10 protein-coding genes are annotated in these 12,172 nt (G+C 42.4%); 2 read left to right on the top strand and 8 right to left on the bottom strand.

What is annotated here, in order from left to right; translation table 11 throughout:
• Window positions 1–108: 108 nt before the first annotated feature.
• The 3 genes from D7Y06_RS16075 to rsmA form a co-directional block, all read right to left on the bottom strand.
• A complete protein-coding gene (locus D7Y06_RS16075) occupies window positions 109–945 on the bottom strand; it encodes a M23 family metallopeptidase (protein WP_243119357.1) in 837 nt (278 codons plus the stop codon).
• 137 nt (window positions 946–1,082) lie between these two features.
• On the bottom strand, window positions 1,083–2,003 hold the full coding sequence (locus D7Y06_RS16070) for a SpoIID/LytB domain-containing protein (protein ID WP_120408772.1): 921 nt from the start codon (window positions 2,001–2,003) through the stop codon (window positions 1,083–1,085).
• Between the two features lie 58 nt (window positions 2,004–2,061).
• Window positions 2,062–2,928, bottom strand: coding sequence for a 16S rRNA (adenine(1518)-N(6)/adenine(1519)-N(6))-dimethyltransferase RsmA (rsmA, locus tag D7Y06_RS16065; protein WP_120408771.1), 867 nt, complete (start codon window positions 2,926–2,928; stop codon window positions 2,062–2,064).
• 268 nt (window positions 2,929–3,196) lie between these two features.
• On the opposite strand from rsmA, the gene D7Y06_RS16060 reads away from it, so the two are divergent.
• Both D7Y06_RS16060 and D7Y06_RS16055 read left to right on the top strand, forming a co-directional pair.
• The gene (locus D7Y06_RS16060) at window positions 3,197–4,489 is read left to right on the top strand and encodes a putative DNA modification/repair radical SAM protein (protein ID WP_243119358.1); all 1,293 of its coding nucleotides are present in this window, start codon (window positions 3,197–3,199) and stop codon (window positions 4,487–4,489) included.
• A 19-nt stretch (window positions 4,490–4,508) separates the two neighbouring features.
• On the top strand, window positions 4,509–5,297 hold the full coding sequence (locus D7Y06_RS16055) for a TIGR03915 family putative DNA repair protein (RefSeq protein WP_120408769.1): 789 nt from the start codon (window positions 4,509–4,511) through the stop codon (window positions 5,295–5,297).
• Between the two features lie 37 nt (window positions 5,298–5,334).
• On the opposite strand, the gene D7Y06_RS16050 is transcribed toward D7Y06_RS16055, so the two are convergent.
• The 5 genes from D7Y06_RS16050 to D7Y06_RS16030 form a co-directional block, all read right to left on the bottom strand.
• Window positions 5,335–6,111 (bottom strand): TatD family hydrolase, encoded by a 777-nt coding sequence (locus D7Y06_RS16050; RefSeq protein WP_120408768.1) that lies wholly within the window; start codon window positions 6,109–6,111, stop codon window positions 5,335–5,337.
• A gap of 2 nt (window positions 6,112–6,113) precedes the next feature.
• Complete coding sequence (metG, locus tag D7Y06_RS16045; RefSeq protein ID WP_120408767.1) at window positions 6,114–8,075, bottom strand: methionine--tRNA ligase; 1,962 nt, start codon at window positions 8,073–8,075, stop codon at window positions 6,114–6,116.
• Between the two features lie 36 nt (window positions 8,076–8,111).
• Entirely contained in the window at window positions 8,112–8,564 is a 453-nt protein-coding gene (locus D7Y06_RS16040; RefSeq protein WP_120408766.1) for a zinc ribbon domain-containing protein, read from the bottom strand.
• Window positions 8,565–8,640: 76 nt separating this feature from the next.
• Window positions 8,641–10,332: an AAA family ATPase gene (locus D7Y06_RS16035; RefSeq protein ID WP_120408765.1), complete on the bottom strand. Its 1,692-nt coding sequence runs from the start codon at window positions 10,330–10,332 to the stop codon at window positions 8,641–8,643.
• Between the two features lie 58 nt (window positions 10,333–10,390).
• The gene (locus tag D7Y06_RS16030; protein ID WP_120408764.1) at window positions 10,391–12,085 is read right to left on the bottom strand and encodes an AAA family ATPase; all 1,695 of its coding nucleotides are present in this window, start codon (window positions 12,083–12,085) and stop codon (window positions 10,391–10,393) included.
• Window positions 12,086–12,172: the final 87 nt, after the last annotated feature.

The raw sequence follows: 12,172 nt of genomic DNA, 5'->3' as shown, positions 1-12,172 counted from the left end.
AAAAGTGGCATATCCCCAATAAATTCAAGGGATTCTGCCACTTTGTTTTTCTGTAACTGTCGAAGATGGGATTATAAGTGTTAATGGGAAAAAAAGCAAGAACAAATATTACTCTGCGGAAAAATATTCTACCGGATCCACAGGAGTACCGTCTTTTAACAACTCAAAATAAAGATTGCTTCCCTCCAATGAGTAATATTTTGTGGGTTCATTGACAAAACCAATGGTATTTCCAGCCTCCACATATGCCCCCGCTTTGTAGGGCACTTCTTTTAACTGGCCGTAAACTGCCTGATATCCATCCCCTAAATCCATGGTCACGGTACATCCCGTCACCTCATTGGTACTGATATCTGTAATTGTTCCGCTTGCTGCCGCCTGGACTTTTTCATTTACATTACCAGCAATGATTATTGCTGGATTATATTTGTACTGATCCAATGTGGAAAAATATACGGTCTTGTCCATGCTGTAATTTAAAATCACCGCCCCGGACACCGGCCAGCTAAGACCTGTATCTGCGCTAAAATGAAGTTCTCTGGCACTGTTTACATTGGCTGTTGTCTCTACTGTTTCCTCCGGCTCTTCCGCTGATTCTTCCTCCGGCGTTACTTCCGTGTCGGCCTGGGCAATTTGAGGAAGCTCCTCTTTTTCCTCTTCTTCCCAGTCAAATTTTTCCTGCTGGTTATTTCTTGCAGGTTTTATTACTGCAGATGCGCTTTTTGTCTCTTTCTTTTCTTCCGTGTCTTTCTCCGTATTTTTGGCTGTCTCAATTTTTTTCTCTTCTGTTTCAATTTGGGCTGTCTGCTCTTTTGGTTCCTCAGGCGTACTTCCCTTCCCGGAAAAAGCATATATGCCGGCTGCTCCTAAAAGTGCCGCTGCCACACAGGCAGCAGCTATTGTGTATTGTTTTTTTCTAAAGAAATCTCTCATATCTCGTCTCATATGATTCACCATCCATAATCAATATTTATACTCCGGAGCATACATATCTGCCAAATGATTTGCTGCCTCGCGGGTATATTGTACTACTGATTATAGCTTGTGCATAATCCACGAATTTATTCACTTGCAAAAAACTTTTACTCTGATGGTACTGTGGTGACAAAATCAACATCCGAATAATAATATTTTAAAATTTCTTTATAGGAAGAGCCGGATTTTGCCATAGCCTCCGCCCCATATAGGCTTAATCCCAGACCATGGCCCAATCCCTTTGTAGACGCCCGGATTTCCCCGTCCACTTCCCTCAAATAAAAGCAGGAAGAATTCCAGCCAAATGCAAGGCGGATTTCTTCTCCCGAATATGTCTTTTCTCCTATTGTGACTCCGGTCACATAATCCGCCCCGTCCCGACTTGTAATCCCAAAAGCCGCTAAAATTTCCCCTGCCGTTTTTCCCTGCATATCTTCTGCGAAAAAGCTTTGGGCAGTCTGCAAAAACTCCTCTGTTGTATAAAAAATCACTTTAAAAAAATCAGGAGAAGTAATGTCACTTCGGCTGTCCACAAGCTTCAGATAAGGAAAGTCTTCATTCTCGTACACCTCCTGGGCATTTCTGGTGTATCCTGCACTGGCGGCATGAAAATCCGCCTGGATATAACTGCCGCCGTAAGTGATTGCAACCCCTTTTGTAGCTTCTATGCAATTTTCCAACTGACTGTAGTACTCTGTAAAATTTTCACTGCCCCAAAGCCGCATCATTTCACTCTTTGTCAATCCCTCCGGCAGGTTTTCCCCATTCTGGATTGCCCGAAGACAATTTGTCCGGGCAATCACCGCCTGGGCTTTCATAGCTTCCGGCTCAGATGTAACGGCTATCTCATTTGCCACTATGCCAATAAGCATATCCTCGTCCAATCCTAAATCCTGTTTTTCCTGACCTTCTTCTGACAGTTTTCCAACATAATCTTTACCGCTTCCCTGGGCTAAAAGCGTAATTATTAATGGAATTAATACAAAAAGCGCCACGCATAAAGCGATTCTGTAAAGAAAATTCTTCATATATCCATAAGCCCCCTGTTTGTCCTTATTATAAATATATGAAGAAACGAAAAAAAAATCACATTTTATTTTTCATTATATTGGAAAGCCTGGCAAACTGTTCCAGCGTCAGGGCTTCTCCCCGAATTGTCTCAGATACAGACAATTCTTTTAAACATTCCTGAATCTTTTCCTTGCCAAGAAAAATTCCAGGGGCATTGTTTAAGCCGTTGACCAGGGTTTTTCTCCTCTGATTAAAAGAGGCTCTTATTAAATCAAACATTAATTTCTCATTTTCCACTTGTACAATAGGGTGTTCGTGACGTTTTAAACGAATCACAGAACTCCCCACTTTGGGTCTTGGCATAAAACAGTTGGGAGGCACATTTGCCACGATTTCCGGTTTTGCATAATACCCAACCGCTAAGGTTAAAGCCCCATAATCTTTGGTGCCGGGAGATGCCTGCATCCTCTCTGCAACCTCTTTCTGTACCATAACCGTAATACTGTCTATGGGAACATGGCTCTCAAACAGCCCCATGATAATAGGGGTTGTTATATAATAAGGAAGGTTTGCAACTACTTTTATGGGTTTTCCCTGATTTTTTTCCCGGGCAAGAGCCCCGATATCCACCTTTAAAATGTCCCCATGGACGATTTCTATATTGGAATACTCACTTAAAGTATCTTTTAATATAGGAATCAGATTGCTGTCAATTTCTACAGCCGCCACTTCCCCGGCCTCCTCGCACAGATATTGGGTCATGGTTCCGATTCCAGGCCCAATCTCTAAAACAAAGTCTTCTTTTGTAATATTAGCTTTTTCTATAATTTTATCCAGCACATGGGTATCAATGAGAAAATTTTGTCCAAACTTTTTTTGGAAGTTAAAATTATATTTTTGCAGTACTGCAATGGTGTTTTGAGGATTTCCTAAATATGCCACGTTATTTCCTTTCTAATGAAACAATCTCCTGAAAACAGGAGAAATAATATAAGTTATTTTAACTCTTTTTACATGTTTTATCTACCAGAACAAATATTCTTTTTTTCTTGAAATTATTTTCTTTCTGTGCTATTATCATATTATCGAACAAATGTTTTGTAGTAAAAAAATAAGGAGCCACATTATGAAAGACACAGCGGATAATCACAGCCTTCTTACAAATTTTTATAAAAGCCCTGCCCCTTCCGTCAGTTTATCTCCCACCATTATGGAAAAGCTCACCATACTGACAGACGCTGCCAAATATGACGTTGCCTGCACTTCCAGCGGGGTAGACAGAGGAGGAGACGGCACAGGTATTGGAAATGCCAAGAGCTGTGGTATCTGCCATACTTTTGCCGCTGACGGCAGGTGTGTTTCCCTGTTAAAAATCCTTTTTACCAATGAGTGCATCTTCAACTGCAGTTACTGCCAAAACAACTGCACCAATGACATTCCCAGGGCAACTTTTACCCCGGAGGAAATCTGCACCCTTACTATCGAATTTTATCGGAGAAATTATATTGAAGGTTTATTTTTAAGTTCAGGCATTATAGAAAGCCCTACTTACACTATGGGGCTGATTTATGAAGCCATTTACAAACTCCGCACATTTTACCGCTTTCAGGGTTATATCCATGTAAAAACTATTCCAGGGGCAGACCCTGTGTTAATAGAAAAAACAGGGTTTTTAGCAGACCGTATGAGCGTTAATCTGGAGCTTCCCACCAGCGACGCCCTGAAAAAGCTGGCTCCCTGCAAGTCCCGCCGCACCATCTTAACACCTATGCGTCAGATTCAAAACGGCATTACAGCAAATAAGAATGAACTTATGGTATACCAGAAGGCCCCTAAATTTGTGCCTGCGGGACAGAGCACTCAGATGATTATCGGAGCCACACCGGAAAACGACTTTCAGATTATGAGCGTGGCGGAAGGGCTGTATCAAAAGTTCGGATTAAAACGTGTCTTTTACTCCGCTTATATTCATGTGAATGAGAATGCCGGCCTACCGGCCCTGCCTTCAGGGCCTCCCCTGTTGCGGGAGCACCGGCTCTACCAGGCGGACTGGCTTCTGCGCTACTATCACTTTACTGTGAACGAACTTTTGTCAGAAGATAAACCTAACTTTAATATTTATCTTGACCCCAAGTGTGACTGGGCCTTAAGACATTTAGAGTACTTTCCCGTGGAAATCGGCACCGCAGACTATAAAACTCTTCTCCGGGTTCCTGGAATCGGCGCAAAATCCGCCAAGCGAATCGTGAAAGCCAGACGGGGCAGCACACTGGATTTTCCGGACTTGAAAAAAATCGGCGTGGTATTAAAACGGGCTTTATACTTTATTACCTGCTCCGGGCGGATGATGTACCCCACCAAACTGGATGAGGATTATATCTGCCGCAGCCTTTTAAATGACAGTTCCCAAATTCCCCGGGAGATAAAGGAGCAGGGCTACAGGCAGCTCTCCCTCTTTGACGATATGTCCTTTTCCCCAGTGGGTAATACTGCCAATTATTAATTACAAAAGGAGGTTCTTAATGTATGTTTTTCAATGTGAAAACAGCCTGGACGGCATTTTAACCGGTGTCTACGACGCCTGGGACAGCCGCCTGGGACATAAAAATATTCAGCTTAGCTCTGAGAGCTGCGGAGAAATCCTGCTTTTTCACGAATATATTCCCGTTAATCCTGATTTGGAAAAAAGCCAGAAGGTTTCTAAAACCCTGATCCGCCGTCTGGGCATGTCCTTTTTTGAAGTTATCTGTAAATGCGCCATGGCTGACGGAAACTGCCGGAAACTTACTATGGACAAAGCCAACGCTGTATATCAGGCTATTGTGATGGCCCTTGCCCTGCCGGAAGGGGCAAAAGTGTTAGAATACCTGGCGGAACCCTGTATTTCCTGCATTTTTGAACTCTGCAGGCAAACAAATAATGAAGCACACTATATGATTGAATTTTTAAGGTTTGCAGAATTGGAAAACGGAGTGCTTTTTTCCATGATACATCCAAAAAATAATGTTCTGCCTATTGTGGCAGAACATTTTACAGACAGATTTCCTCTGGAAAATTTTCTTCTCTATGATGCCGTCCACCAGATTGCAGCGGTGCATAAAGCGCAAAAGCGCTATATGATAGTGGATGCAAACGAGTTAAATCTTGATATAATAAAACGGTATTCCCAGGAAGAACAGGAATACCGCAGGCTATGGACAGCATTTTTTGACACGATAGCCATTGATGAGCGGATAAATCCTAAATTGCAGAGCCAGAATATACCGAAAAGATACTGGCGGGATACGGTGGAATTAAAATCCAAATATTAAGGAAAAAAGCGGGCAAAGCCCGCTGGAATTTATCCTGTTATTTTACTTTCGCAAAGAGCCTCCTGGCATTTTCTCCGGTCACATCTTCCACCTCCTGGGGCGTAATGCCTTTCAATTCCGCTACCTTTTCCGCTACAAAGATGAGATTACCGGAATGGTTTCTCTTTCCCCGATTAGGTTCCGGCGCCAGATAAGGAGCATCTGTCTCCAGCAAAATTCTATCCAAGGGAATCCCGGCAACGGTTTCTTTTAACTTCCTTGCATTTTTAAAAGTCACCACACCGCCTACACCAATATAATACCCCATTTTCACAAATTCTATGGCCATCTCCAGAGAATAGGAATAGCAATGGATTACTCCCGGGATATTTTCTGCATGAACTTCACGCATTATCTGCATCGTATCCTCCGCTGCATCCCTGGAATGAATGATAACAGGAAGATTTACTTCCTCTGCAAGCTTCATCTGGCGGAAAAACCATTCCCTTTGTTTCTTTCGTACATCTTCCTCCTTGTCCCAGTAGTAGTCCAGGCCGATTTCTCCCACTGCCGCTGCCTTAGGGTTTTGGCACTGTTCCCTTATCCAGGCAAAATTTTCTTCATTTAAATCTGCAATATCGCTGGGATGAACCCCCAGCGCCGCATATACTTTATCGTACTTTTCCGATAAAGCAAGACAGGAAGAAATGCTTTCCACAGATGAGGAAACATTGATAATATTAGAAATTTTATCTTTTAATAAATCCTGAATTAACAAATCTCTGTCACTCTGGAACTGTTCATCATCGTAATGGGCATGTGTTTCAAATATCATAATCAGCAAATCTCCGCTCCGGAGGGCATATCCTTATCCGGCTCCATCAAAGCCAGCTCTCCTTTATCATTCTCTGCGCAGAGAAGCATTCCCTCTGAGAGAACTCCGGCCAGTTTGGCAGGTTTTAAGTTCACCAGTACCATTACTTTTTTCCCTACCATCTCCTCCGGTGTGTAATACTTCCGAATGCCGGAGACAATCTGTTTTACCTGACTGCCGATTTTTACCTGAGAGCACAATAACTTTTTGGATTTCTCCACCGCTTTACATTCAATTATTTTTCCAACCTGAAACTGCATCTTTATGAAATCATCATAGGAAATCTCATCTTTCGGTTCCACATCAATGCCAGGTTCTTCTTCCTCATTTTCCCCTTCATTTTCCTCAGAGGGGTAAAGTTCTTCTACTTTTTTCAGAACTTCATCCAAATCCAGCCTTGCAAAAAGAATTTCCGGCTTTTCTACTACTTTTGTACCACTTTTGTAATGGCCAAAGGTTCCCAATTCATCGTAATTTACCTGGGAAGCATTTAACTGTTCCAAAATCTTTTCGGAGGTTTCCGGCATAAAACTGTGGAGGAGAGTTGCCCCGATTCCGATACTCTCCACTAAATTGTAAAGCACTGTGGCAAGGCGGGGTTTTGAGGCCTCATCCTTTGCAAGAATCCAGGGTGTTGTCTCATCAATATATTTGTTGCAGCGCTTAAAGAGGTTAAAGACTTCCGTAATGGCATCCGCCACACGAAGTTCCGCCATTTTTGCTTCCACCTTAGATACCGTGCCGGTGACAACCTGCTTTAAGTCGTCATCCACCGGCTCCGAAACCCCTTCATCCCTTACGATACCGTCAAAATACTTATTACTCATGGAAATGGTACGGTTTACCAGGTTGCCCAATGTGTTGGCAAGGTCAGAATTTAACCGCTCTACCATCAATTCCCAGGAAATCACGCCGTCATTGTCAAAAGGCATCTCATGGAGCACAAAATAGCGCACTGCATCCACCCCAAAGAAATCCGCCAATTCATCTGCGTAAAGCACATTTCCCTTGGATTTGCTCATTTTTCCGTTTCCCTGTAAGAGCCAGGGATGGCCAAATACCTGTTTCGGCAAAGGCAAATCCAAAGCCATAAGAAAAATCGGCCAGTATATGGTGTGGAAACGGATAATATCTTTTCCTATCAAATGCAAATCTGCAGGCCAGTTTTTGTTAAAAAGCTCTGTGGAATTTCCATCTGCATCATAACCTATTTTGGTTATATAGTTTGTCAGGGCATCCAGCCATACATAAACCACATGCTTATCGTCAAAATCCACAGGAATCCCCCAGCTAAAAGAAGTCCTGGATACACACAGATCCTGCAGCCCCGGAAGGAGGAAATTGTTCATCATCTCATTTTTCCGTGCCACGGGCTGGATAAATTCCGGATGGGCGTTGATATGCTCAATAAGCCTGTCGGCATATTTGCTCATTTTAAAGAAATATGCTTCCTCCTTTGCAGGGGAAACAGGGCCGCCGCAATCAGGGCATTTCCCGTCTTTTAACTGTGAATCTGTCCAGAAAGACTCACAGGGAACACAGTACATTCCCTCATAAGCCCCTTTGTAGATATCACCTTTGTCATAAAGTTTCTTAAATATTTTTTTAACTTGTTTCTCATGGTCTTCATCTGTGGTGCGGACAAAATTGTCATAGGAGGTATTCATCAAATCCCATATTTCCTTGACCTGTCCAGCCACTTTATCTACATACTCCTTTGGCGTAATCCCTGCTGCCTCCGCTTTATCCTGAATCTTCTGTCCATGCTCATCTGTACCTGTCTGAAAATAAACCTCATAGCCTTCCTGGCGTTTAAACCTTGCAATGGCATCCGCCAGCACAATTTCGTATGTGTTGCCGATATGGGGTTTACCTGAGGTATAGGCAATAGCCGTTGTAATGTAATATTTCCCTTTGCTGCTCATGTTACGTTATCTCCTTAATTTACAAGTCTGTTACTCTTAAAGCCATTCTGAATTATCATCCGGCTCTTCTTCTAATTCCACATCTTCCTTGGGCTGGTCATTCTCTGTTACATCTTCCGCCTTGCTTTCTCCCACTACCACACCAAGCTTTGCCCCGCAGTTACTGCAAAACTCTGCCATCTCAGAAGCTTCCATTCCGCAGTTGGGGCATCTTCTTGCTTTTTTCAGTTCTAAAATCTGCAGTTCCATCCTGTCAATCTCGTCTAAGGCATCAGAAATCTTGTCAAAGCGCTGCTTTTCCGGTACATCCTCATTCTTATGGGCCTCATAATAAACTTTTCCCAACTGGGCGTACTGTTCTTTCACATACTCCTGCTTGATGCGGATATCCAACTTCAATTTTGCTATGCCGGAAGCCTCCTTTGCCTTTTGTCCCACGTCTTTACTCATAGAAACTATGGAATCCCCTAACTTATCTATAAAACTCATACGCATTCTCCTTTACACTTATTTCTTTGTATTATATATTACCTGGGTAAATTTTACAAGTTATCCTGCAATCCTTCTATGCTCTTCCAATCAACACATTTTTTCCCTGAAAGGCAAATCCATATTTTCTGATTCGCTCCGGGGGAATCCCCTCAGTCTCAAGAGATGCCGCATATTTCTTTTCCTCTATCTGCAAAAGCGCTGCCTCCGCCGTTTCTTTCAGGGTTTTCTCATCCTCTGCATCATGGACTTTAAACTCCATGATAATGGCATGGTCCATATTTGTCTTCGGCTTCATCATCACATCATAACGCCCAAAACCGCTTTCCCGGTTTGAGGTAATCACATACCTGTCCTTAAGCTCTACCATAAGTCCCAGGACAAATCCGTGGTAAAACCTTTCCGGCTCCGCAGTTTCCGAAGGCCTGTTTCCCGTATCAAAACTGCTGAACGTGGCAAGGGCAACTTTATTCATATAATGATTCATAGCCTTTACATCATCCATCAAAAGCGCCTTAATAAAGTCATTGTATGACGGGGCATAGTATTTAAACCATCCCTCTATCATGTCTTCAAACATATATTTTACTTCATTGTTGGTCAGCCTCAACTTATATTCGTCTTTTTCCCGGTCTGGATCCATGTTACATTCTTCTACTTTCAAATAACCGCTGGCAAGTAAAAGGCTCCATATGGCATATTCGTTGTGGTCAAGCTGGTTAAATACAATCTGCTCGTCTATTTTTGTGCAGAGCGTTTCCCCTTTTAAGAGGTTTTCCATAATTATTTTAACGTCCTTGCTCCCCTCCCGGATCAATTTCCCCGCCAGGCTGTTGCTGCTGGTGTTGGCCCAGTAGGTGGAAAACCGCTTCTCTTTCAGGAAGTTAATCACAGACCAGGGATTATAAATATCTGTCTTTTCTCCAAAAGTAAAACCATCATACCAATATTTCACCTTCTCCTCCCTGTCTGACAACCCACACTCCTCAAGGGCAGAGGATACCTCTTCCTGGGTAAAACCAAAGGCATCCGTATACTTATTAGTTGTAGAAGTCACTACTGCCAGATTATTCAGGTCAGAAAAAATGCTTTCTTTGCTCACCCTTGTAATCCCTGTCATAATGGCCCGCTCCAGATAAGGATTTGTCTTAAATGTAGAATTAAACAGGTTTCTGATGAAAGATACCATTTCCTCCCAATACCCATGGACATAGGCTTCCTGCATGGGCGTATCATACTCATCCAAAAGGATAATGGGCTTTTTCCCGTAATACCGCTGCAAATAATCACAGAGTTTGTGCAGGGAAATGGTTGCGTCCACTTCTGTCATGTCATCCCCTACCCTGTCAAAATATTTCCTGTCTTTTTCCGAAAGGACATCGCTGTCCCTTAAAAAATTGTACTTAATATACAAATCTGAAAGTATCTGGCAGATTCTGGTTTTTGTATCCGGATATGTTTCTGTTTTAACATTTGCAAAGGTTAAACTGATAACCGGATAGGTTCCCTGGAGATTTCTGTATTTTTCATCCCTCCAGACAGAAAGATTTTCAAAAATTTCTCCCCTCCCGGCATATTTCAGAGAAAAGAAACGTTCCAGCATATTCATATTCAAAGTTTTCCCGAAACGCCTGGGCCTTGTAATCAGTGTTACGCTGTCCCCGTTTTCCCACCATTCCCGGATAAAATCTGTTTTATCTATATAAAAATAGTTATTAGAAACAATAGTTTCAAAATCCTGTACCCCTATTGCCACTGTCCTTGCCATGCTCTCACTCCTCTATCTCTGTTTCACTTATCCTAGCACAAAAAAGCTCCCACAGTTTCTATACCCCAATCAAAACATTTTTCCCCTCAAAGGCAAATCCATAGGTTTTGATTCTCTCCTCATCTATTCCCTTTGCTTTTAACACTGCACTGTAACCTTTTTCTTTGATCTGCAAAAGAGCTGCCTGCACCGTTTCCTCCAAATCTTTCTCTTTATTTGGACGACGCACTTTAAATTCAATGATAATGGCATCATCTTTGCCATTTCCTTCTACCGGTTCTAACATCACATCATACCGCCCGAATCCGCTTTCCCTGTTTGAGGTAACGGAATATCTGTCCCTTAAATCCACCATAAGCCCCAGGACAAACCCATGGTAAAAACGCTCCGGCTGGGACTTTACAGAGGGTTTCTTTCCCGTATCAAAATTGCTGAAAGTCTCAGCAGCCACCTGATTCATATAGTCATTCATGGCATCGATATCTCCCAAAAGCAGTGCCTTAATAAAGTCATTGTATGCCGGGGCATAGTTTTTAAACCATCCTTCTATCATATCCTCAAACATATATTTTACTTCATTGTTGGTGAGCCTCAGCTTATATTCGTCTTTTACCCGGTCTGCATCCATGTTGTATTCTTCCACTTTTAAGTAACCGCTGGCAAGCAAAAGGCTCCATATGGCATATTCGTTGTGGTCAAGCTGGTTAAATACAATCTGCTCATCTATCTTTGTGCAAAGCATTTCCCCTTTTAAGAGGTTTTCCATAATGATTTTTACGTCCTTGCTTCCCTCCCGGATCAGTTTCCCCACCAGGCTGTTGCTGCTGGTGTTGGCCCAGTAGGTGGAAAACCTTTTTTTATCTAAATAATTTAGAATCGACCAGGGATTGTAAATATCAGTCTTTTCCCCAAAGATAAAACCGTCATACCAGAGTTTCACTTCCTCTTCCTGTCCTGACAAATCAAACTCTTTTAAGGCATCTGACACTTCTTCCTGGGTAAAACCAAAATTCTCTGCATACTTATCAGAAGTTGCCGTGACCACTTCCAGGTTGTTCAGGTCAGAGAAAATACTTTCTTTGCTCACCCTTGTAATCCCTGTCATAATGGCCCGCTCCACATAAGGATTTGTCTTAAAGGTAGAATTAAACAGGTTTCTGATAAAAGATACGATTTCCTCCCAGTACCCATGGACATAGGCTTCCTGCATGGGCGTATCATACTCATCCAAAAGGATAATAGGCTTTTTTCCGTAATACCGCTGCAAATAATCCGCCAAAGCCCTTATGGAATCCGATGCAATATAATTCTCCATCTCCGGACTGATTTTCTTATACATATCCTTTTCATCTTCATTCAGACAGTCCGATTTCAAAAGAAAATCATATCTGTTATATAACTTTTTTATATTACGGCAGATAGCTTTCCGGGCAGAAGAAAACTCAGTTTCTTTCACATCCGCAAAACTCATGAAAATCACAGGATATGTCCCCTGGAGTTTTCTGTATTTTTCCTCTTTCCAGATATTTAAGTTTTCAAACAAATCGCTTCTCCCCCCATAGTCCAGGGAAAAAAACTTTTCTACCATATTCATATTCAAAGTTTTCCCGAAACGCCTGGGCCTTGTAATCAGCGTTACGCTGTCCCCGTTCTCCCACCACTCCCGGATAAAATCCGTTTTATCTATATAAAAATAGTTATTGGAAACAATAGTTTCAAAATCCTGTACCCCTATTGCCACTGTCCTCGCCATGCCCTCACTCCTTCACTCCTGTTTCACTTATCCTAGCACAAATCCCAAACAGGGGCAAGGTTTCCCATAAAAATCCCCATAAATAGA

It is taken from the genome of Roseburia sp. 1XD42-69 (genome assembly GCF_003612565.1).
Classification (GTDB): domain Bacteria; phylum Bacillota; class Clostridia; order Lachnospirales; family Lachnospiraceae; genus Roseburia_B.
This window is presented reverse-complemented; position numbering and strand designations above follow the sequence as displayed.